Here is a 23,047-nt window from a genome sequence, read left to right on the forward strand (position 1 = left end):
TAGATTCAGCGCGAACTAGCCAATTAAAGGCTATTATGAGGAAAGATTACAGGGAGAAATGTACAAAACGTATAACCGCTTTTACGATACGTATAACTACCTACTTTAACGACAACTCTCCGCAGGCCTTCTCCGCCGCCGACTGCTCGGCTTTCTTTTTGGTGAAGCCATTGCCGATGGCAAAGGGTTCGTCGTCAACGAAAAGTTGGGAAATAAATTCGCGGTGGTGGCGATCGCCATTTTCGGATAGTACCTCAAAGCGGAGCTCCTTGTTCTCGCGCTGCGCCCACTCGATGATGAGGCTTTTGAAGTTGGTCTTATTCTCGATGATGTCTTCGAGGTCGTAGTGCGTCAGGAGTTTTTTGATCACAAATTTGCGCGTAAACCTAAAGCCTTTGTCAAGGTAGATAGCGCCGATAAAGGCTTCGAGGGCATCGCCAAACATGGAGGAGCGCGAGGAGCGGCCCCGCCGCCCGCCGTCGTATTCGATGAGGGCGTCCAGGCCCAGCTTGCGGGAGATTTGACCCAGAGATTCGCGGTTGACGATCCGGGAGCGGATTTCGGTCAGGAAGCCTTCGTCTTTATAGGGATACTTGGTGAAGAGAAACTCGGCCACGATCATGCCCAGTACGGCATCGCCAAGATATTCGAGGCGCTCGTTGGATTCGCGGAAGCCCTGAATGGCCGTAGGGCGCGAGGCCGACGTGTGCCGGAATGCCAGCTGATACACGCTCAGGTTGGCTGGCCTTTCACCCAGAATGTGTTCGATTGCCTGCTTGAAATTCTTCTCGACCTCGCTACTTCCCGACTTGAAAAGCGACAGAATGGGTAAAAGAATTCGCTTCCTCAAAATCAGTAATGTTGCGTGATTTATTCCTCAAATTTCTTGAAAATGACCGATGCATTGTGACCGCCGAAACCGAAGGTATTACTCAATGCAATATCCACCTTGCGTTCCTGGGCCTTATTGAAAGTCAGGTTCAGCCGCGGGTCGATCTCAGGATCATCGGTAAAGTGATTGATGGTCGGGGGGACAACGCCGTCGCGAATAGCCAGGATGCAGGCCGCTGCCTCGATGGCCCCGGCTCCGCCCAGCAGGTGGCCGGTCATGGACTTGGTAGAACTGATGTTCATTGCGTAGGCGTGATCGCCAAAGTACCGCTCGATGGCTTTGATTTCCTGCGGGTCGCCCAGCGGTGTGGAAGTACCGTGGGTATTGATGTAGTCGATTTCGTCGGGCCGGATGCCAGCGTCTTCCACTGCATTTTTCATCACCTGATAAGCGCCGGTACCATCAGGATGCGGGGCGGTAATATGGTAAGCGTCGGAGGACATCCCTGCACCGATAATCTCGGCATATATTTTTGCCCCGCGCGCCTTGGCGTGTTCGTAGTCTTCCAGGATCAACGCCGCACCGCCTTCACCCAGTACGAAACCATCGCGATCCTTGTCGTAAGGGCGGGAAGCGGTTTCGGGTGAGTCGTTGCGCTCGGAGAGTGCTTTGAGGGCATTGAAACCACCAACACCCGCATTGGTGATTGCCGCTTCGGAACCACCGCTGATGCATACCTTCATAACACCAAGACGAATGTAGTAGAAGGCATCGATGATAGCATTGGTAGAAGAAGCGCAGGCCGATACGGTAATGAAGTTAGGTCCCCGATAACCATAGCGGATAGATAGAACGCCCGAAGCACTGTCGGCGATCATTTTAGGAATAAAGAAGGGATTGAAACGGGGATTGCGGCCGCCTTCGGAGAAGTTCATCACTTCGTCCTCGAAGGTTTTCAGGCCGCCAATGCCGGAACCCCAGATGACGCCGGCCTTGTCGAGATCCAGTTGGTCGGGCGCAAAGCCGGCGTCTTTTACTGCCTCATCGGCCGCAATGACCGCATATTGGGTGAAAGGGTCCATTTTACGAGCTTCCTGACGAGGAATGTAGTCGTTCATATCAAGGCCCTTGATTTCGCAGGCGAACTTGGTGCGGAACCTCTCGGCGTCAAATCTCGTGATGGGCGCAGCACCGCTGATCCCCGCCACCAGGTTCTGCCAAAAAGTGGGAGCATCGTTCCCCAACGGCGTCAAAGCGCCTAAACCAGTAACTACAACACGCTTAAAACTCATAAAATAGGTTTAAAATGAAGAGGTCACGGACAGTAGATATCTCTGATACTACTTCGCGTTTTCTTCGAGATAGGTTACCGCCTGACCTACTGTGCCAATGTTTTCAGCCTGATCGTCGGGAATGGAAATGTTGAATTCTTTCTCGAATTCCATGATCAACTCGACGGTGTCGAGAGAGTCTGCTCCCAGGTCGTTGGTGAAGCTGGCATCGGTCGTAACCTCGGACTCCTCTACGCCGAGTTTCTCGACGATAATCTGCTTAACTTTTTCTGCGATTTCTGACATTTTGTGAACGCTTTTTGGTTAAAAACGCCACAAAGAAAGATATTTCGCACCACTTTTCAAACAATATTTTACCCTCCTTCCTGCCACCCATTTACCTGAAAAACAAAAAAGTAAGCAGTAAATCAACGATTTGCGCATTCTTTATTCTCTGATTCCATGGTTTGAATGGAGAACAAAGCGGAGAAATGTACCTTTGGGAAATATTCACAACCTGTCTTTTTACCTGTATGCATGCTATCCCAAAACTTAAAAATACCGACAGCAACCGTTTTTTTCTGATGGCTGGTCCATGCGCCATCGAAGACCGTGACATGGCCCTGCGCATCGCTGAACGCATCGTCGAGCTCACCGAACGTCTCCGGATACCTTATATATTTAAAGGCTCCTATCGCAAAGCCAATCGTACCAGACTGGATTCTTTTACGGGAATCGGTGACGAGAAGGCCCTCCGCATTTTGCAGGAAGTAGGTGAAACCTTCGGCATCCCGACCGTGACGGATATTCATGAATCGGGCGAAGCGGCGATGGCCGCTGAGTACGTGGATGTGTTGCAGATTCCCGCTTTCCTCTGCCGCCAAACCGATTTGCTGGTCGCCGCCGCCCAGACGGGTAAAGCAGTGAATGTGAAAAAAGGCCAGTTTCTGTCGGGTAGTTCGATGAAGTTTGCGGTAGAAAAAATCCGGGAAACCAATCCTGACGCGCATGTGATCCTGACCGACCGGGGCAACTCCTTCGGCTACGGCGATCTGGTGGTGGATTTTCGTAACCTGCCGGAAATGCAATCATTCGGCGTTCCGGTGGTGATGGACTGTACGCATTCCCTGCAGCAGCCCAATCAAGGTAGTGGCGTGACGGGCGGGAAACCCCGGCTCATTGCAACCATCGCCAAAGCCGCCATCGCCGTAGGGACCGACGGGCTGTTCATCGAAACCCATTTTAACCCCGCCGAAGCTAAGTCCGACGGGGCCAATATGCTGCCTCTGGATCAGCTAGAAGCATTGCTGACGCAATTGGTGCGAATCAAAGAGGCTTTGAATGAGAAATGACTGATCACTTTGTCGTGGCTCCTACATCTCCTTCAACTCCCCCACCATCTTCGTCAAGGTTGATTTAGCATCCCCAAATAGCATCAGGCAGTTGGGATAGCCGAAGAGTTCATTCTCAATGCCCGCATAGCCGACGCCCATCGAGCGCTTGCTGACAATCACCGTGCGGGCTTTGTCGGCGTTCAGGATCGGCATCCCGTAGATGGGGCTGGCCGGGTTGGTTCGGGCGGCGGGGTTAACCACGTCATTGGCTCCAACTACCAGAACTACATCAGTGTTGCCGAAGTCGTCGTTGATTTCCTCCATCTCGATGAGTTTGTCGTAGGGGACGTTCGATTCCGCTAAGAGCACGTTCATGTGACCGGGCATCCGGCCCGCCACCGGGTGGATCGCGAAGCGGACATTGATTCCTTTTTTCTCCAAAAGATCCATCATCTCGCGGACCACGTGCTGCGCTTGCGCCACGGCCATGCCATAGCCCGGCACCACGATTACCGACGAAGCGGAATCGAAGATCATGGCGGCTTCCTCTACGCCCACTTCCTTTACGACCATCTCGGTACCGTCGCCGCCCGCTGCCGCGCCACCCGAGGTAGCCCCAAAGCCACCGAGCAACACGCTGATAAGCGAGCGGTTCATGGCTTTACACATGATTTGGGTCAGGATGATACCCGACGCGCCTACCAGCGCGCCCGTCACGATCAGGACGCTGTTGTTGAGGACAAAGCCCGTCGTACAGGCGGCCATACCGGAGTAAGAGTTGAGCAGCGAAATGACGACAGGCATATCCGCTCCGCCGATCGGAATCACTACCAAAATGCCCAGTACCAAAGCTACCGCGCCCATCACGAGCATGGCCGTGACCGAACTCGTGTTGATCGCGACAAGTACCCCGCAAGCTACGGCGACCAGCAGTAAGATAAGATTTACCAAATGCTGGCCCTGGAAAACGATGGCGTTGCCGCTCACTTTCCCGCTTAGTTTGCCATAGGCCGTCAGTGAACCCGTGAAGGTGATGCCGCCGATCAGTACCGAAAGCAGAATACTAATGATGGTAATCAGATCGGTGGACAGGTCGGGCTGCTCCACAGCGCGGGTCCAGTAGTCGGAAAAGGCAACGAACAGGGAGGCCGCGCCGCCGAAGCCGTTAAAAATGGCGACCATCTCAGGCATTTGTGTCATCTCGACGCGCCGCGCCCATACCAGGCCAATGGCCCCTCCGACGAGCATGCAGCTGAATGTTTCGATGGGCGTCAGTAGACCCGAATCCACCAGAGTAGCCAGCACCGCCAGCAGCATGGCGACAGCTGACAGGATATTACCCTGTCGAGCTTCCTGAGTTTTGTTAAGTTTCTTGATACCCACGATAAACATGATCGTGGCGATGAGGTAGGTAAGTTGGATAATGATGTTCATAAGGGCAGTCGGCTTTCGGCAGTCGGCTATTATTGAGGGTAAAATATATTGTCCAAAGCTTTTTGGGAGAAGGATCAGACTTTGAGAAGTCTTTTATCCAAAATCCAGTGTTCAGAATCTATTTCTTCTTCTTGAACATCTGTAACATCCGGTCAGTAACAGCATAGCCACCGACGACGTTGATCGTCGCCATGACCAGCGCTACCATGCCGAGGTACTTACTGATATCTCCTTCGCGCACGCACAAAATCGCCCCGACGATGGTGATGCCCGAAATGGCATTGGAGCCTGACATTAGTGGCGTGTGCAGGGTTGGTGGTACTTTCGCGATCAGCTCAAAACCGCAATAACTCGCCAACACGAGGATGTAGAGCAGGAAAATGAAATTTTCTAGGGACATAATGCTTTTGGTTTTTGGGTAAAACGGTTAATGGTTGAACGGCAAAAGGCAGTTAATGTAAAGTTGGGCGGAACAGAGGATGGCGATAGAACGCCGTTTAACGGTTTCACCCTTAACCCACGAAGGCAAATGGTTCACTTCCGGGCCAATATTTCTTTTGTAAACCCATGCACTAATTCACCATTGTGCGTGATAAGGCTACCCTGGGTGATTTCTTCTTCCATTTCCCACTTAAAGCCATCTTTGGTGGCCAGGTGGAGCAGGAGCGTAGAGATATTTTTGGCGTAGAGTTCGCTGGCGTTGACGGGTAGGAGCGAGGGCATATTGGCCTCGCCAATGATCGTTACGCCGTGTTTGACCACGGTCTTGCCGAATTCGCTCAGTTCGCAGTTGCCACCCGACTCCACGGCCATATCCACAATGACGGAACCCGTCTTCATGCTCTTGACCATGTCCTCGGTAATGAGAACGGGAGCTTTTTTGCCAATAACCAACGCCGTAGTGATAGCCAGGTCGGCTTCCTTGATGCGGTCTTTAATGAGCGCCTGCTGCTTTTCGAGGTAGTCGGCCGAAACCTCTTTGGCATAGCCGCCTTCCACTTTTACACCTTCGGCGCCTTCTACCTGCAGAAAACGCCCGCCCAGCGACTCGACCTGCTCTTTGGTTTCGGCCCGCACGTCGGTGGCTTCCACCACCGCGCCCAGCCGCTTGGCCGTGGCGATGGCCTGCAAGCCAGCTACACCCACGCCAAACACCAGCGTTCGCGCGGGCGTGATGGTGCCGGCGGCAGTCATCAGCAAAGGGAATATTTTGCCCAGCGCATTAGCGCCAAGAATTACGGCTTTGTAGCCCGCCAGATTGGCCTGGGAACTAAGCGCGTCCATTTTCTGGGCCCGCGAAATGCGCGGTACGGCATCCATTGAGAAGGCCGTGATTTTCTTTTTGTTCAATGCCGCCACAACCTCCGGAATGGTATAGGCGTAGAGATAAGAAATGACGATTGAGCCTTCTTTCATCGCGGCTACATCCTCCTCGGTGGGGGCGTTGACTTTCAGAATGACATCGGCATCGGCGAATGCAGCCTGGGCGGTGGGAGCGATGCCCGCCCCGGCATCGTGGTACTTCTCGTCGGAAAAGTAAGAAGCCTCACCTGCTCCAGTCTCAATCAGGCACGTGAAGCCGGCTTTTTGGAGGGACTTGACTACGTCGGGTGTAAGGGCAACGCGCCTTTCGAAAGGCTTGGTTTCTTTGGGAACAGCTATTTTCAAGGGTAGATACGGGGTTTTGTAAAAAGAGTCTGTCAATCGAGACGACAAATGTATAAGGAAGCACCTAATATTTCGCCGTAGTGATTCAGGATAGAAGGCGCAAAGGCACAAATATTACTGAATGGGGATCTGATTTATCTACTTTTTACAAAAATTAAGTCACATTCCCGATTGGGACAGGGAAGTAAAGTGAGCGAATCCGCCCTGAGGATGAAGTTTTGATAGAAGGGGGAATACACGTTGCCCTGAATGAAGCCGATCTGCTGCCCTTTGCGGGTAGAATCTACCCGATAAGCCTGGCTGCTGCGGTAATAGCTGGTTTCCTCTCCCATAGACGACATTTTGCCGTCGTTTTCAAACGTAAGGGTTTGCGGGTCGATTGCTTCGATCTTTTTGACGGTAAAGGAAGAATCGTTCGGCACGTTCTTCAATACGAGTTTCCAGGTACCAACCAGCGGCGGGTAAGCTACGCCCGGTGGGGCGTCTTCCCTGGCACAACTACCCAGGCCCATCATTACGGCGATCACGAATAAAAAAACGACAGTCTTTTGCATATGAAATTCGTTGAACCGCTTGACCTTTTCTGAGCTTGAAATGACTCCAAAATAAACAAGAATCCGCGAGTAAGCCAATTTAGCAGACGCCATCGGCCGGTTTTGAAAACTATACGGGTACTCAGGGGTTATTAGCAGTTTGGTAACAATTTGATAACACTAACGAATTAGCATCCCGCCTATTTTTGCGGCTCATCAACAAACAAACCTTAAATCAATAGAACCTATGAACAAACAATTACTAAAATTCTGTCTTTTTCTAATTCTACCCGCACTCCTGGGCTCCGGGCATATCTTCGGTCAAAGTATATCACTTACTACCTCCGGAACCGCCTATACTCAGGATTTTAACACGTTGTCGAATACGGCAAGTTCTACGACGAATGATCTTACTATTTCCGGATGGTTTCTGAGCGAGTCGGGAAGCAGCGTACGAAATAATGGCCAGTATGCTGTGGGTACTGGGAGTGATAACTCGGGCGATGTGTACAGTTTTGGAAGTACGGGTAGTACAGATCGGGCAATAGGAGGATTGCGAAGCGGATCTCTGGTCCCCGTTTTTGGGGCTTCCTTCACTAATAACACCGGGAGTACAATCGCTTCGATTGAAATTAGTTATACAGGAGAGGAGTGGCGGTTAGGAACGGCCAACCGCACCGACCAACTGAATTTTGAGTACAGCACTGATGCGACTAACCTGACTACGGGCAGTTGGACGGGCGTTTCGCAACTTAATTTCATAACACCTTTTACGGCTACTGCGGGAGTCAGAGATGGAAATATTAGTGAGAATAGAACAAATCTGTCAGGTACGATTACCGGATTGTCAATCGCCAATGGAGCTACTTTCTGGATTCGATTTACTGATACGGATGCGTCAGGCGCTGATGATGGGCTGGCTGTAGACGATTTCAGCTTGACGCCCAATGGCGCTGCCACGGCCCCCATCGTGGTGATCAACGAGATAGACTCCGATAGTCCGACAGAGCCCGTTAACGATGCGGCTGAGTTCATCGAACTTTACGACGGAGGGGTGGGCAATACCGACCTAAGCGGATTGGTGGTGGTGCTTTTCAACGGCAATGGCGATGTATCTTATGCCGCATACGATTTGGATGGCAAGACGACCAACGCCGATGGCTACTTCGTACTGGGCAATTCGGGGGTTCCCGGTGTGGATGCAGGGATCACTTTTTCGAGTAATACGCTACAAAACGGAGCGGATGCCGTGGCCCTGTACCGGGCTAATGCCAGTGATTTTCCAAACGGCACGTCGGTCACAGAGACGAATTTGCTGGACGCCATTGTTTACGATACAAACGATAGCGATGACAGCGGACTGATAGACGTGCTTACTCCCGGACAAGCCCAAATCAATGAAAATGGAGACGGTGATCCGACTATTCATTCACTGCAGCGAATCCCCAACGGCGCGGGCGGCCTGCGAAACACCAGTGCCTACCAGGCGCTTGCCCCAACTCCCAATGCAGCCAATGGGGTAATCGTAACGCCCCCCACCGAGCCCACCGCTCGATTCATTCATGTCATTCAGGGCAACGGTGCTACATCGCCTTTGACCAACACCGCGGTAACCATCGAAGGCGTCGTGACCCGGACGTTCACCGGTTCTACCCAACTCAATGGTTTCTATGTGCAGGAAGAAGACGCCGACGCTGACGCCGACCCTGCCACCTCGGAAGGTATTTTCGTGTATGATCCTGGTGCCAGACTAACTCCCTCCGTCGGGGATAAAGTGCAGGTGACAGGTACAGTCGCCGAGTTTACCAGCGGCTCCAGCAGCCTCACTCAGTTGGCCGACCTTACCAGCGCTTCTGTAATCAGCAGCGGAGCACCACTGCCCGCAGTGGTTACCGTGAAACTACCCGTCGCTAATGTCAGCGACCTCGAGCGTTATGAAGGTATGCTGGTGGAAGTAAGCGCGACCGAAGGCAATCTGGCCGTTACGGAGTACTTCCAACTGGGACGTTTCGGTCAGGTGGTACTTTCGGCCACGGGAGCCAGCAACGTGGCGGGCACGGATGCCCGTCTCGACCAATACACTCAGTTCAACGCACCAAGTACTGCTGGTTTTTCCGCTTATCTGGCGGAGGTTGCCAAACGGAAAATCATCCTCGACGATGGAAGTTCTGTGAGCAATCCAGATCCGATTATCTTTGGCCGCGGGGGGCAGCCACTGAGCGCAAACAATACGTTGCGCGGTGGCGACGAAGTGAGCAGCGTTACGGCTATCCTGGACGAGCGTTTCGAAGGGTACCGTTTACAAACTACCACGGGCGTTAACTTTATGCCCACAAATCAGCGTCCGGCCAACCCTCCGGCGGTAGGCGGCACGTTGCACGTAGGTAGTTTCAACCTGCTGAATTATTTTAATGGCAATGGAACGGGGGGCGGATTCCCGACTGCACGGGGCGCTAACACGCCAACCGAGTTTGCCCGGCAACGCGACAAGACGATCAAAGCCATTGTGGAATCGGGCGTGGATGTTTTTGCGCTTAACGAACTTGAAAATGATGGATACGGGGCCAACAGTGCCATTCAGGATCTGGTGAATGGAGTGAACGCTGCTACCGCACCGGGAACCTTTGCCATCATTGATCCAGGTACCAGCATTTCTACGGACGCAATCACAGTGGGCATAATTTACAAGCCCGCCAAGGTCACTCCCGTGGGTGCAGCCGCCACGCTGACTACCAGCGCTGCCTTCAACGCCACGGGACGTCAGCCACTGGCACAAACATTCAAGGAAAATGCCACGAATGCCGAATTTACGGTTGTAGCCAACCACTGGAAATCCAAAGGTTCCAGCGCGGGCGGTGCGGGCGATGCCGATATAAACGATGGCCAGGGTGCTTCAAACGGTACCCGCACCCGGCAGGCGCAGGATCTGGCCGCCTGGCTGGCGACCAACCCCACCGGAACCAGCGACGCTGACTACCTGGTGCTGGGCGACCTGAATGCCTACGCTGAAGAGGATCCGCTGACCGCGCTGGAAAATGCGGGTTACGTCAATCTGGTACCGAACACGACTTATTCTTACGTGTTCGACGGTTTCTTCGGTGCGCTCGACCATGCACTGGGTAGTCCTTCCATGGTATCGCAGGTTACGGGTGCCACCAAATGGCACATCAACGCCGACGAGCCTCTTGTGCTGGACTACAACACCGAGAACAAAACAGTTGGTCAGCAAAACAGCCTTTATAACCCAGATCAGTTCCGCACTTCTGACCATGACCCGGTCATCGTAGGCTTATCACTGACTGTACCAGTACCCGAGCTGGTGGTGAGTATCACTTCGTCTACGAACGTCCTATGCAACGGAGGAACTACGGGTAGTATCGAACTGACCGTGAGTGGTGGCAAGCCCACCTACAGCTTCTCGTGGTCTAACGGAGCTACAGTCGAGGATCTGAGCGGTCTGCCAGCGGGAAAGTACGTGGTAACCGTCACGGACCAGGCGGGCCAGGTGGCCAAAGACAGCGTGACCATTTCTCAACCAGCGGCTATTGCCGTCACACCGGTCGCTGATAAGTCGGTTATCCTGGGCTTTGGCAGCAATTGCACCGATATTTCGGCCAGTGCCACGGGTGGTACAGGAACGCTTAACTACCTCTGGCAACCCGGAAACCTTTCAGGCTCAACAGTACAGGTTTGCCCTACGGCCACAACTACCTATACGGTCACGGTTACCGATGCCAACAACTGTACGGCTACAGCTCAGGTGAAAGTGAACGTGAATGACGTGCGTTGCGGCAACAAGAACCAAAACGTGACGATCTGCTACTACGGCGTGACGCAGTGTGTGTCGGAAAAAATCGCCGAACGCTACCTGAAACTGGGCGCGACCATCGGTGGTTGCGGTAGCAATGCCCGCATCGGTGCCGAGGAGGTTTCTGCCGAGAAGCCATTTGCTCTTTCGGTGCAGGCCTATCCCAACCCTACGACCGGCGCGCTGACGCTTCGCATCCAAAGTGTGGTAGATGGACCAGCGGTACTCGATGTACTGGATATGGCCGGATTGCCCGTACAGCAACGCGTCGAAAATCTGGTCGAAGGAACAAATGAAATTTCGGTAGATCTGAATCGTCAAACCTCCGGAATTTATCTGATTCGCTGCCGCGACGCCGCAGGCCGTCAGGCAGTGGTGCGGGTGCATCGGCAGTAAAATGCTTTTTGATGAGTATGCAAAACGAGCTTCGGAATTTCTTCCGAAGCTCGTTTTTTTGATTCAGGCTAGACAGGTTTCAGCTTTGCCACTCGATCTCTACCCGCTTCCCGGTATTTGCCGCGTTTTTGATCGCCTCGATAATTCGCAGATCCTTCATTCCCTCCTCACCCGAAGCGCGTGGTTCGGTGTTGTCGAAAATACTTTGGGCAAAGGCATCCATTTGTCTGATTTGCTGAAAATCGGGAGTGGGAAAGCTTATCTTGCCCTCGCTCGAATCGCCCGTGGTACCTGTAGCGTTGAAAGCTGGCTGTAAACCAAACCAGCGGTAGCCCGTCGTGGCGTAGAGCCGATCGACGTAGGAAGTGTAGGTGGTAGTTGAGTTAGAGATTGCCCCGCCGGGAAATTCCATCTGGAACATCATCGTTTCGTAGATATCCTTGAAAATGGTCTTGTCGCGCACGTAGCCCTGCGCCGTTACGGCCACCGGGTCTTCTCCAATCACACGCCGGGCTCCCTGAATGGCATATACACCCAGATCCATGATCGCCCCGCCGCCCCCGAGTTTTTTGTTCAATCGCCAAACTGTCGGGTCGGCCATCGAAAAGCCCAGGCTGGTTTCCATCATCTTCACGGCACCGTACACTTTCTCTGTCCCCAGGCGGCGTACTTCCAGGTGATGCGGCTCGAAGTACAGGCGGTAACCCACCGAAAGTTTCACACCCGCCTCGCGACAGGCGTCAATCATGCGCTGGCATTCGTCTACCGTAATGGCCATCGGTTTCTCACAAATCACGTGCTTGCCGGCCTGCGCCGCGCGGATGGTGTATTCGGCGTGCATGGAATTAGGTAGCACCACGTACACGATGTCGATGTCCGTATTGTACTTGATCTGTTCGAAATTCTCGTAGTTGTAAATATTCTTGGCCGGAATGTCGTACTGCTTGGCCCAGGATTCCGCCTTGGCGGCTGTGCCCGTCACAATTCCCGCCAGGCGGCAATTCGTAGTATGCTGCAAAGCCGGAGCCAATTGCCGCGTACTGTAATTACCCAAACCTACCAGCGCAACGCCCAGCTTACGGGGAGGTGAAGTACTGGCCGTCGAAACTAACGGCGAGGAGGCTAGCAAGAGGCCAGCAGAATACCCTGCATGTGAAAGGAATTGTCGTCTCTTCATGGCATTGGAGCAAGGTTTGAAGGATCTCGGATGTGCTTTTATTAGCCGTAATAATCTTTATGGTTTACAGCCTCATCGCACACAAGATAAAAAACTCTCCTCAAACCTTCACCGCCTTCAATAATTCCCCAATCACCCGATCGGGTGTGATGCCTTCCGCCTCCGCCTTGAAATTGAGCGCGATGCGGTGACGCAGGATAGGATAGGCCAGCGCGTGGATGTCGTCTGGCACAACCGAGAAGCGGGCATTCAGCACGGCGTTGGCTTTGGCGCAAAGTACCAGCGCCTGTCCCGCGCGGGGGCCCGCACCCCAGTCGCACCACTGCCGCACGAAATCGGATGGACTTTCCAGCGGCCGCGTCGCGCGGACGAGGCGGTTAATGTAGGCGATCAGCTCGTCGCTGATGTGAACCTGTCGGGTCAGCGTTTGCAGGTCGAGGATGTCCTGGTCGGTCAGGATCGTTTGCAGCGTGGGACGAGCCGTTCCGGTGGTATTCTTCAATACGTCCAGTTCTTCCTGTTCGGAAGGGTAGTCCAGCTTTACGTACAGCAGAAAGCGGTCCAACTGGGCCTCGGGCAGCGGGTAAGTACCAGCCTGCTCGATGGGGTTTTGGGTGGCAATGATCAGGAACGGACGCGGCAGCGCGTAGTCGGTACCTGCATAGGTGACTTTACCTTCCTGCATCGCTTCCAGCAATGCGGCCTGGGTTTTGGGCGGGGTGCGGTTAATCTCGTCGGCCAGCACCACGTGGGCGAAGAGTGGTCCTTTATTGAATTTGAAAAACTTCCGTCCCGTTTCGTGGTCTTCTTCGAGTATTTCGGTACCGACGATATCACCCGGCATCAAATCGGGCGTGAACTGGACCCGCTTGAAACTCATGTCGAGCGTCTTGGCCAGGGTACTTACCATGAGGGTTTTGGCCAGACCGGGGACACCTTCCAGCAGGCAGTGTCCGCCCGCCAGCAGTGTGATGAGTATCTCAGTGACTGCCTCCTGTTGTCCAACGATGACTTTGGCAATTTCCTGCCGCAAGGCAGGTACTTTGGCGACTAGGTTTTTGAAGTGGGTTAAGTCCGGGGATGTGGAAGTCAATTTCGAATGAGTGATTGAGTGAATGATAGAATAGAAAATCGGTATTCTAAGAAACTACCGTTCCCAGCAGCTTCGCGATTTCTTTTTCGATGGCCTTGTGCCTCATAAATTTTTCCAGCAAAACATTGGTTTCGGCTTCATCTTTAACTTTCGCCAACCCATCGTGTATTTCTTTCATAATGATCTCGTTGTAGCCTTTTTTGAGCCGAAGAATATTGGTAAAAGCCAGGTCGGGTAGTTTGTCCAGTTCCGTCGGGACGATGATCTCGTACTTTTCCTTCCACTGCTCGCTCAGGTGGTAGCGACTCGTGACCAGGTCGATGGCTTCGCTCTTGATATCAGGGTCAGGATGATTTAGGAAATAATCCGTGTCAGGAATTTCGCCGCGCGAGAAACCCTCGCGGAACACGGTCAGCAAATGCTGGTACATGGGATGGTGAAATTCCACGCCCGACAGTTCGCTAAGCATGTAGTGGCACAACGACACTCTGGGTTCCAGTTCCTCACGCCCAAAATTGACTAAAAGCCGGATGCACTCCTGCTCGTGCTGCGTCACCGGATCATGCCTAGTCAGCTCGACGGGAGCTTGCACTGGTTCTGCTGGACCGGACTCCTCTCTTACGGCCAGGTCGCCGAGCCCATCGGGAAGGCGGGTTTGCGCCTGTCGATCCTGCGTCCGTGCTTTGGCCGCCTGCTCTTTCCTGATGGTTTTGTTCCCCTCCGAAATGAGTGTCTGCTCATCCACGCCCAATCGCTCGGCGGTACGTCGAAAAAATATTTGCCGTTTGATCGGGTCGGGAATCTTGACGATGCTGCCTACTACGTCGGTAATCACGGCGGCTCTGCGGAAGGGATCGTCGCCCGCGTCTTCCAGCAGCGTTTCGGCTTTGAAACTAATGAAGTCTCTGGCGGAGGATTGAATGTACTTCTTGAATTCTTCGGCTCCTACCCGCTGCACGTAGCTGTCGGGATCTTCCCCGTTCGGAAATGTCACGACGCTGACGTTGAGTCCTTCTTCCAGCACCAAATCCAGGCCACGCAGAGCGGCCTTGATGCCTGCCGGGTCGCCATCGTACAGGATCGTGACATTGGGTGTGAAGCGACCGATCAGCCGGATTTGCTCCACCGTCAGTGAAGTACCCGACGAAGCCACCACATTCTCGACACCCGCTTGGTGCAGCGATACTACGTCGGTATAGCCTTCCACCAGATAGCAAACGTCAAGTTGGCGAATGGTGTTTTTGGCCTGATAGATACCGTACAGAACGTCACTCTTGTGGTAGACGTCCGTTTCAGGGGAGTTGACGTACTTCGGTTGATGACCCTTGGCATTGGGATCAGTTTTGAGAATCCTGGCCCCGAAAGCAATGACTTTCCCGGCCACATTGTGAATCGGGAAAATCACGCGGCCGCGGAAGCGGTCGTAGCCGCCCGTAGAATTACCTTCCCGACGGATCATCAGCCCGGCTTTTTCGAGCAAATCGGCGTTATATCCCTTGGTCAACGCTTCCTGCGTGAGGGCATCCCAGGCTTCGGGACTGTACCCCAGCTCAAACTTCGTCCGAATTGTCTCATTAAAGCCACGCTCTTTCAGGTAGCTGAGGGCGATCGACTGACCTTCTTCGGTTTCAGTAAGTTGTTTTTGAAAATAATTCTTGGCAAAATTCAGGACAATGTACAGGCTTTCGCGCTCGTTTTGCCGCTGCTCCTGCTCGTCGGTAAGCTTCTCTTCCTCAACTTCGATGCTGTACTTCTGGGCCAGATGTTTGAGCGCCTCCCCGTAGCCGATGCCATCGATATCCATCACAAACTTGATGGAATCTCCCGCCGCTCCGCAGCCGAAGCACTTGAAAATCTGCCGCGCCGGATTGACGTTGAAGGAAGGCGTCTTCTCGTTATGGAACGGGCAGCAGGCTGTGTAGTTGGAGCCGCGTTTTTTCAGCGAAACGTAGTCGCCCACTACCTCTACAATGTCAGTGGCCTGCTTGATTCTATCGACCGTTTCGGGGTTTATCATGGCTTTGGGGCGGTTCGCTGGGACACACTGGGTTCATCATCAGTACCTGGTTCATCTTCAATCCAGTTTTCCAATTTTATGTCTTTCAAATTAATGAAATCTCGCGTATTCCTGGTAACCACCGTTAAATCACGGATAATTGCCGTGGAGCCAATCAACAAATCGAATTCGCCAACCACTTTTCCAGCCTTTTTCAATGAAGCCTTCTGAGAAGCATACTCATGAAAGCATTCTCCAATCAGCAGAATACGCCCTTCAAATGCCTCATGCAACTGATTTACTTTTTCAAGATTCTTGGTTCGGTGTTCATCCGAACTATTTGCGACTCCATAAAGAAGTTCGGCAATGGTGATTTCTGAAAGAAAACAAGACGATAAACCGACTTGGTTAATCTTTTCCCGTAATCTATACTGCCCCTTCAAATAATGAACACAAATATTGGTATCCAGAAGGTAGTTTTTCATAACTCCACATCGCGCATTGAGTCATGCCGACTATTGTGAATTTCTGCGGCCAATTCATCACCGGTCTTTTCTCCTTCCCAACTTCCAAAGAGACTGTCAAACACAATTTTTTGCTTAGCGGTCACTTTCCCGTCATGGCGTTCGAAGGTGGGTAGTCTAAGCCGCCGGGCGAGACCCTTAATCAATTCAAGGTCGTTTTCGTTTTCTATACTGATGGTGATTTCGTGCATCTTTTTGTTGTTTTTTATTGAAAACTCAGACCCGATATTTTCAAATACTGTCTCTACCAAATTTAAAAACTATTTATCAACTGCCATTCCATTTACGTAGAAATTCCGGTCGATTGTCAGCGCGACTTTGCCGTTGGTTTTCATGGTTTTCCAGGTAGTGGCCGGATAAATAAATTGTGCTTTGCCATCCGCAAGGCTGACCTTCACAGGCATATCGAAGCCATCAACAACATTCGTCCAACGGTACTTTAAGTCTTTTCCTGATAAAGAATATTCTAGTTTGGGAATTCTGATATCACGCAGGTACTGATCGAAAACCTTGCTCAAATCACGGCCTGCCTGTTTGCTAATATACTTTTCGATTTCGGAACCATCCACGGTTTTGTGGTAAAACGTTTCATTGAGCCCGCGCAGGATTTGCCGCCATTTTTCGTCGTCGTTCACAATCTGCCTGATCGTGTGCAGCATATTCCCTCCCTTGTAGTACATGTCGCCCGAACCCTCTTGATTGACCCCGTAGACTCCCACGATCGGACTTTCATTTTTGATGAGCCTGCGCGTGCCGATGACGTAGTCCGCCCCGGCTTGCTGGCCATAGTAGTATTCTGTAAAGAGATTTTCGGAGTAGTTGGTGAAGCTTTCGTGGACCCACATATCGGCCACATCTTTGTAGGTGATGTTATTGGCAAACCACTCGTGACCGCTTTCGTGAATGATGATAAAGTCCCATTTCAGGCCCCAGCCCGTGCCGGACAAGTCTTTGCCCCGGTAGCCGTTCATAAAGCCATTGCCGTAAGTGACCGAGCTTTGGTGTTCCATGCCGAGGTAGGGTACTTGCACCAGCTTGTAGCCATCTTCGTAAAAAGGATACGGCCCGAACCAGTATTCGAAGGCTTTCAACATGCGTGGCACGTCTTTAAATTGCTCTTTCGCCCTTTCCAAATCGGCGGGCAGCACGTAGTAGCTGAGGTCGAGTTTGCCTTTTTCACCATCGTAGGTTTCCTGCCAACTTACGTAGTCGGCCACGTTCATGTTCACACCGTAGTTGTTGATAGGATTATCCACAAACCAGTCGAAAGTACGGGTGCCATCCTCGTTATCGGTGACGCGTCGCAGCCGCCCGTTCGAAACATCCATGAGCGGCTTGGGAACGCGGATGCTGATGAGCATGCTGTCGGTTTCGTCGTACATGTGATCCTTGCAGGGCCACCACACGCTGCTGCCCAGGCCCTGACAACTCGTCGCCACGAACGGCTGCCCCTGATTATCGCGTACCCACTGCACGCCGCCCTCCCAGGGGGGATTGGTGGCGATTTTGGGTTTTCCCGAATAAGAAACCTTGATTGATTCCGCCTGACCCGGTTTTTGCTTTTTTTGCAAAGAGATAAAATAAGCATTGCCATCGCGACGAAACTTCAATGCCTGACCATCCTGCGTAACTTTGGATATGGCCAAAGGCGGCTGCAGGTCAATTTGCATGATTTGGTAGGGTTTCAACACTTTGTAGAACACCGTGTTACTACCGTCGATGCTGCTGTCCGCCGGATGGGCGGCGATGTCGAGGTGGTAGTAGGTCAAATCCCACCAGGCCCGCTCGGGCGTAATGGCCCCGCGCAGAGTATCCTGATGCGTGAAAGTCTGGGCGTGGAGCAACGGGCAGACGGCTAAGAGAAAGAATAATGGGAGGTATCTTGGCATATTTTTTAACTTTCTATCAACTCTCGAATCTTATCCAGAAAAATTTGAACCTTGTCAAATAAAGGAAAAATGTCTTCCCCGGAAAAGTCTATGAAATCATCGTAATCGCTTTCGTGACGTCTGCTCATTAGATTTGAATACAAACTACCGGCTTCTTTCTGTAGAATTCCTGTCTTGATGTAATTTTTGAAAAATGCAGTTCGCACTCCATTGTGGGTCGAAGCTGAAATGTCGTCTTTTGACAAAAGCGCAGTTACCGCGTAGAAGCAACTGTAATAGAGCCGACTGGCCGCGCCACTCCAAAATTCGTTTTCGCCCAATGCTTTTGCCTCTTGCAAAGTCGTCGATGACTTTTTGAGGCGATAACGAATTAAATCCTCTTTTTCATAACTCATAGTTCAACCCCGTCTCTGGAAATGTTCTTATAAAGCGGAGTGATTTGGTAGTCGTGCCATTTTTCCTGCGAAAAAATAAGGGAACTGATCACTTGTTCGGCCTCCAGTTCGGCATCGAGAAGTCGGTCTCTGATGAGTTGCTTGGTGTGTTTGTCCGTTTGGTAGGAGGTCAGGATAAGGAAGTCCCAGTCGGAAGAAAGACGACTATCTCCTCGCGCTCTGGACCCAAACAAAATCACCCGGGCTTCCGGGTCAATCGCTTTGACCGTTTCCTTAACCTTATGTCTTAAATCAATAGTTTTCATAAGTGCCTATCGATGGGTAAATTACAACTCATCGCCCGGTATGTCCATTCATTTTCCTCCAAAAGCTGATGCCCCTCCGGTGTTGTCGGCCAAATACACTAAGCTTGATTGGATAGGTGGAAATTGGGAGCCGCCGACGCTTTCAATTTTGCCGGAAAATGTCCCAATTTACTGAAAAAGTAGGTCTCACTTTACCATGAGCTTAAAAATCTGAATGTGCCTGCCTTGGGGAGTACTTACGTAACGATTATAAACCAGGCAATCGCCTTTATTTGACCAGATGACCCCATTGATAGGGCCATTGCCGTCCGTCGAGCGTGGGGTTAGACGGTGCGGTTGGCCGTCGCGCAAATCGGTGATGAAAATGGAGTTGTCGGCCGCGTAGGACACGGAATTGCCGTCCGGACTGAAATTAAAAGGAGTTTGGATAGAAAAGGGCTGGTTGGTCAATTGCTTCGTCGGCCCGCCATTGGGCGATACGCCAAAAATCTGGATCAGACCGGCTGAATCCTGGGCCAGAAACCCGATCAAAGTACCATCGGGTGTGGTGCGCAGCCAGTGTCGCGGCCCTTCGATGCCGCGTTCCGAAAACGTGATTCGGCGCTGCAAAACGCCCGCCGGGGGATTGGGGCGGGTTGCAGAAGTACCTGCCAAAGGCTGGCCTGGCAGAGGTTTGGGCAGCCCCTCGGGAATGTCCACTACAAACACCTCCGTTATCGTTTGTCCGGCATTGTTGCGTACATTTCCCTGAAAAGCGATGGCCCGCCGCTGCCGACTACCGTCCGGCTTTTGGTAGCCATCCTGCCCAACCCAGGTTTCGTCGAAGGCCCGGTCGATTTCGTCGCTGCCGGGCCGGGGCGACTGCGTGACCTGCGTAACTACGAACGAAAATCCCTCCCCGCTGAATTCGTTTTCATTGTTCCCGCCTGGCACCGTCACACCGACCCCCGGTATCATCACGCCAACCGTGCGCAGATCCGCCACGCTCGGATTAGCGGCCGCCAGCCGTTCCATTACCGCGTCGTTATAGGTGAAGCTGATGCGTTCGCCGTTGCCGCTCCACTGGTGGGCGTGGGTGCCTCCCCGCAGTGCCCCCGGCGTGAAAGGCGGGGAAATGTCCCTGGCATCCATGAATATTGGTTTTTGGGGTTGGTCGATGTCGATGGCTACGCCCGTCCGGCGGGTCATGGCGTAAGGTAGTTGGGCATCCGCATTGCGCAATCCGTGCAGGAAAAGTACCCTCGGGCGCACGGGTGAAAAAGTGGCCGCCCCCACACCAGGACCATTTTCAGTTTGATTTTTGGTCTGATAAATCAACCGGTCTTCTCCGGTTTGCAGGTTCAATATCCTGATGCAGCAGGTCTGTCCCAGTTCGGTGTCATTATTGCGCGTATCGTATACTACCCACTGATCGTCGGGCGAAAAGACCTGCGTGTTGTTGAGCGTATGGCCGTTTGCGCTGTGGGTAAGCTGCGTTTCGGGGGGCATGGGTAGTTCTGTGTCGGTGAACTGACGGGTAGTGAAAGCCAGTCCGCTGAACAGCAATAGGATTAAAGTGGAAAACGGTACAAACAGCATTTTCAAGGTAGTCAAACGGCCAGCCGGGATACCGGGACGACGGCCAATTCATCCGAAAGTCGTGCCGCTGCCGCCAGCAAATCGTCCATGGCATCGGTCACCGCCGGCGTAAGCGGCTCCACCTGCCGCCGGGTGTAAAGCGACATGGGCAGCCCGCGCTTTTGTAAACTGTATTTGGCCAGAGTCGGGTAGGCAGTATGGGCCAAATCCATGCAATCGTCGAAGAACTGCTGTACTTTGGCCACTTCTTCCTGTCGTTCGGTATTACCATAATTGTCACAAAGCCAAACGACGAGTTCCGGGAAGTGATTGCCCTGAATGCAGGATAGGCCAGCCGCTCCGGCTTTCAGCGACGAAACGGCATTGACCATATAGGCATCGTACAGGCCGAACTGGTAGCCTTCGGCTACTTTCAGGCGGCGAGCCACTTCCTCCGCGTCCAGACAGGTGTCTTTGTGGTACACAATTCGCCCCGTGGGTAGCAAGTAGGCCAGCATTTTGCTGTCGATGAGGCGCTTGTAGGGGACAGGGCATTCGTAAAATCCTAGCGGAACACCGTCCGTCAGATCCAGTAGCTGATGCATGCGTTCCATAAATACCTCGTCGCTCTCGTCGGGTTTTGCCAGCAGACTTGTGATGACGATGACCGCCTGCACACCGGTATCATGAATACGCTTGATGAAGTCTGCCTGTTCGGCCAGCGGGCCGCCAAAAGTACCCGTAGCTACAACGGGAACCCGGCCTGCTGCCGTTTCAACTACCCGGCGGGTCACCGCTAAGCGTTCCTCTTCGGTCAGTTCGTACATTTCGCTGGACAGACAGTTGGCAAACAGTCCGGCGGCGCCCGCTTCCAGATAAAATTCCGTCAGTTGGGACAGACAATCGTAATCGACCTGACCGGATTCCAGAAATGGCGTGATCATCACGGGTATAAAACCACGGGGTAAAGAGTTGATAGAATTAGAGGATGGATTCATTTTTAGAATAGTTCTTTTTTGAAAGATTAGGATCGTACAGCAAGCCCAAGGAAATGGTACTTTGGTGCCTGACTGATGATAGTACGGAGAATGACAGATTTCGGGCAATCGGGGGTGTCCAGGTCAGAAGCAAAAGGAAAGTTCGTTTTTACTCCACCTATTGGTACTTTTTACTTACTTTTAAATCAAAAGGCTATTCTTTCTTAGCTAACTATTGAATTCCCCGATGACTAAATTTTTTTATATGAAACGTACATTTTTCCTGTTAATCGCCGGTCTTTTTGCTTTACTCACAACCCCGAGCGGGGCGACTTCTCCCGCCAAAAATCAAAAAGGGGAACGCCTGGCTGCCCTTCCGCGCATCGCCATCGCCGGGCTGGCGATCGAGTCAAGTACCTTTTCTCCGGCGCTTACCCAGGAAGAAGCCTTTCACGCCAAATACGGAACCGAGGTTTTTTCTTCTTACCCGTTTTTATCGGCTGGCTCATCCATTCGGCAAAGGGCGACCTGGTTTCCGACGGTGGTGGGAAAAGCCATTCCCGGTGGAGCCGTAACCCGGGAAGCGTACGAATCGCTCGTTAAAAAAACACTTGAATCTCTCGCCAAGAATGGCCCGTACGACGGACTTTTCTTCGATATTCACGGGGCCATGAGCGTCGTGGGGCTGGATGATCCCGAAGGAGATTTTATTGTTAGAATCCGGGAAGTACTGGGCAAGAAAGTCATTATTTCCACCTCAATGGACCTGCACGGAAATGTATCGTGGCGGCTGGCCGAAAACACGGATTTGATTACCTGCTACCGCATGGCTCCCCACGAGGATGCCATGGAAACCAAGCAACGGGCCGTGGAAAACCTGCTGGCAAGAATCGAAAGTGGCAAAGGTAAGCCCGCCTACAAAGCCTGGATTCCGGTACCGATCCTGTTGCCGGGCGAAAAAACGAGTACCCGAATCGAGCCCGCCAAAAGTATTTATGAGGCAGTAGCCCCCGCTACCGAGCAAGCAGGAATACTCGATGCGGCGATTTGGGTAGGCTACGCCTGGGCCGACGAGCCGCGCAACCACGCCGTGGTGATGGTGACGGGCGACGACAAAGCGAAAGTAACGCAGACCGCCGAGCGGCTGGCGAAGAGTTTCTGGGATGCCCGCAAAAATTTCGTATTCGTGGCGCCCACGGGTACTTTGCAGGAAAGCCTCGACAAAGCCGTGGCGAGCGACAAGCATCCCTTTTTGATTAGTGATTCCGGCGATAATCCTACCGCCGGGGGAGCGGGCGATGTCACCTGGACGCTGAAAGAAATTCTGGCTCGCCCCGAATTTAAAACGCAAGACGGCCCTTCCCTCATTTACGCCTCCATTCCCGGTCCTGAATTGGTTGAAAAGGCTATCGCTGCTGGCGTGGGTGGAAAAGTGGACGGTACTGCCGGGGCCAAAGTAGATGCCCGCTACGCGCCTCCGGTACGAATCGCAGGCGTTGTGGAGTCGATTGAATCAGGTGACGTCAACGCAGAAGTCGAGGTAGTTGTAAGGGTTGGGAGCGTGCATGTAATTGTCACGAAAAAACGCAAGCCGTACCATCTGGAATCTGACTTTACAAGGCTGGGACTCGATCCCCGGAAAGCCGACATCGTGGTCGTAAAAATCGGGTATCTGGTGCCAGAACTATACGATATGCGGGCCGACTGGATTCTGGCGCTCACACCTGGCGGCGTGGATCAGGATCTGGAACGGCTCGACTACAAGCGTATCAAACGCCCAATGTTTCCGCTGGATAAAGACATGAAAGAGCCTGACCTGAAAGCCAAACTGGTACCTTCGTCGGATACGCTTTGATCT

At 52.6% G+C, this 23,047-nt stretch carries 20 protein-coding genes; 3 read left to right on the top strand and 17 right to left on the bottom strand.

Annotated features, from left to right (window positions below):
- Positions 1-100: 100 nt before the first annotated feature.
- The 3 genes from rnc to IE117_RS11075 are packed head-to-tail and all read right to left on the bottom strand — an operon-like array spanning position 101 to position 2,409.
- Entirely contained in the window at positions 101-850 is a 750-nt protein-coding gene (gene rnc / locus IE117_RS11065) for a ribonuclease III (protein ID WP_189564485.1), read from the bottom strand.
- 20 nt (positions 851-870) lie between these two features.
- Positions 871-2,124 carry a beta-ketoacyl-ACP synthase II gene (fabF, locus tag IE117_RS11070; protein WP_189564486.1) on the bottom strand — a complete coding sequence of 418 codons (1,254 nt, stop codon included), beginning with the start codon at positions 2,122-2,124 and terminating at the stop codon, positions 871-873.
- A gap of 48 nt (positions 2,125-2,172) precedes the next feature.
- Entirely contained in the window at positions 2,173-2,409 is a 237-nt protein-coding gene (locus tag IE117_RS11075) for an acyl carrier protein (RefSeq protein ID WP_189564487.1), read from the bottom strand.
- A 227-nt stretch (positions 2,410-2,636) separates the two neighbouring features.
- Here IE117_RS11075 and kdsA point away from each other — a divergent pair, with 227 nt between their 5' ends.
- Positions 2,637-3,455: a 3-deoxy-8-phosphooctulonate synthase gene (kdsA, locus tag IE117_RS11080; protein ID WP_189564488.1), complete on the top strand. Its 819-nt coding sequence runs from the start codon at positions 2,637-2,639 to the stop codon at positions 3,453-3,455.
- Positions 3,456-3,476: 21 nt separating this feature from the next.
- Here kdsA and IE117_RS11085 read toward each other — a convergent pair whose 3' ends face one another.
- The 4 genes from IE117_RS11085 to IE117_RS11100 all read right to left on the bottom strand — a co-directional run bounded on the left by IE117_RS11085 (position 3,477) and on the right by IE117_RS11100 (position 7,093).
- Positions 3,477-4,871 carry an NAD(P)(+) transhydrogenase (Re/Si-specific) subunit beta gene (locus IE117_RS11085; RefSeq protein WP_189564489.1) on the bottom strand — a complete coding sequence of 465 codons (1,395 nt, stop codon included), beginning with the start codon at positions 4,869-4,871 and terminating at the stop codon, positions 3,477-3,479.
- 118 nt (positions 4,872-4,989) lie between these two features.
- Positions 4,990-5,271, bottom strand: a complete 282-nt coding sequence (locus IE117_RS11090) for an NAD(P) transhydrogenase subunit alpha part 2 (RefSeq protein ID WP_189564490.1) — start codon at positions 5,269-5,271, stop codon at positions 4,990-4,992.
- A gap of 134 nt (positions 5,272-5,405) precedes the next feature.
- A complete protein-coding gene (locus IE117_RS11095; protein WP_189564491.1) occupies positions 5,406-6,539 on the bottom strand; it encodes a Re/Si-specific NAD(P)(+) transhydrogenase subunit alpha in 1,134 nt (377 codons plus the stop codon).
- Between the two features lie 134 nt (positions 6,540-6,673).
- A complete protein-coding gene (locus tag IE117_RS11100) occupies positions 6,674-7,093 on the bottom strand; it encodes a hypothetical protein (RefSeq protein WP_189564492.1) in 420 nt (139 codons plus the stop codon).
- 226 nt (positions 7,094-7,319) lie between these two features.
- Here IE117_RS11100 and IE117_RS11105 point away from each other — a divergent pair, with 226 nt between their 5' ends.
- Positions 7,320-11,276: an ExeM/NucH family extracellular endonuclease gene (locus IE117_RS11105; RefSeq protein ID WP_189564493.1), complete on the top strand. Its 3,957-nt coding sequence runs from the start codon at positions 7,320-7,322 to the stop codon at positions 11,274-11,276.
- 79 nt (positions 11,277-11,355) lie between these two features.
- Here the strand turns inward: IE117_RS11105 and IE117_RS11110 are convergent, their stop codons facing one another.
- The 10 genes from IE117_RS11110 to IE117_RS11155 all read right to left on the bottom strand — a co-directional run bounded on the left by IE117_RS11110 (position 11,356) and on the right by IE117_RS11155 (position 21,210).
- Positions 11,356-12,453, bottom strand: a complete 1,098-nt coding sequence (locus tag IE117_RS11110; RefSeq protein ID WP_189564494.1) for a Gfo/Idh/MocA family protein — start codon at positions 12,451-12,453, stop codon at positions 11,356-11,358.
- Positions 12,454-12,553: 100 nt separating this feature from the next.
- Complete coding sequence (locus IE117_RS11115; protein ID WP_189564495.1) at positions 12,554-13,546, bottom strand: AAA family ATPase; 993 nt, start codon at positions 13,544-13,546, stop codon at positions 12,554-12,556.
- A 46-nt stretch (positions 13,547-13,592) separates the two neighbouring features.
- Complete coding sequence (dnaG, locus tag IE117_RS11120; RefSeq protein WP_189564496.1) at positions 13,593-15,563, bottom strand: DNA primase; 1,971 nt, start codon at positions 15,561-15,563, stop codon at positions 13,593-13,595.
- A complete protein-coding gene (locus IE117_RS11125; RefSeq protein ID WP_189564497.1) occupies positions 15,560-16,027 on the bottom strand; it encodes a PIN domain-containing protein in 468 nt (155 codons plus the stop codon). The genes dnaG and IE117_RS11125 overlap by 4 nt, the downstream gene beginning before the upstream one ends.
- On the bottom strand, positions 16,024-16,257 hold the full coding sequence (locus tag IE117_RS11130) for a hypothetical protein (protein WP_189564498.1): 234 nt from the start codon (positions 16,255-16,257) through the stop codon (positions 16,024-16,026). Before IE117_RS11130 ends, IE117_RS11125 begins: the two co-directional genes overlap by 4 nt.
- Positions 16,258-16,326: 69 nt before the next feature.
- Positions 16,327-17,955: a M1 family metallopeptidase gene (locus IE117_RS11135; protein ID WP_189564499.1), complete on the bottom strand. Its 1,629-nt coding sequence runs from the start codon at positions 17,953-17,955 to the stop codon at positions 16,327-16,329.
- A 5-nt stretch (positions 17,956-17,960) separates the two neighbouring features.
- Positions 17,961-18,350: a HEPN domain-containing protein gene (locus tag IE117_RS11140; RefSeq protein ID WP_189564500.1), complete on the bottom strand. Its 390-nt coding sequence runs from the start codon at positions 18,348-18,350 to the stop codon at positions 17,961-17,963.
- The gene (locus tag IE117_RS11145; protein ID WP_189564501.1) at positions 18,347-18,655 is read right to left on the bottom strand and encodes a nucleotidyltransferase domain-containing protein; all 309 of its coding nucleotides are present in this window, start codon (positions 18,653-18,655) and stop codon (positions 18,347-18,349) included. Before IE117_RS11145 ends, IE117_RS11140 begins: the two co-directional genes overlap by 4 nt.
- A 186-nt stretch (positions 18,656-18,841) precedes the next feature.
- Positions 18,842-20,233, bottom strand: coding sequence for a DUF3748 domain-containing protein (locus IE117_RS11150; RefSeq protein WP_229580738.1), 1,392 nt, complete (start codon positions 20,231-20,233; stop codon positions 18,842-18,844).
- A gap of 11 nt (positions 20,234-20,244) precedes the next feature.
- Positions 20,245-21,210 carry a dihydrodipicolinate synthase family protein gene (locus IE117_RS11155; RefSeq protein WP_189564502.1) on the bottom strand — a complete coding sequence of 322 codons (966 nt, stop codon included), beginning with the start codon at positions 21,208-21,210 and terminating at the stop codon, positions 20,245-20,247.
- A gap of 244 nt (positions 21,211-21,454) precedes the next feature.
- Here IE117_RS11155 and IE117_RS11160 point away from each other — a divergent pair, with 244 nt between their 5' ends.
- Positions 21,455-23,044 (top strand): M81 family metallopeptidase, encoded by a 1,590-nt coding sequence (locus IE117_RS11160; protein WP_189564503.1) that lies wholly within the window; start codon positions 21,455-21,457, stop codon positions 23,042-23,044.
- The last annotated feature ends 3 nt before the right edge of the window (positions 23,045-23,047 follow it).

This window comes from Persicitalea jodogahamensis, from assembly GCF_014651615.1.
Classification (GTDB): domain Bacteria; phylum Bacteroidota; class Bacteroidia; order Cytophagales; family Spirosomataceae; genus Persicitalea; species Persicitalea jodogahamensis.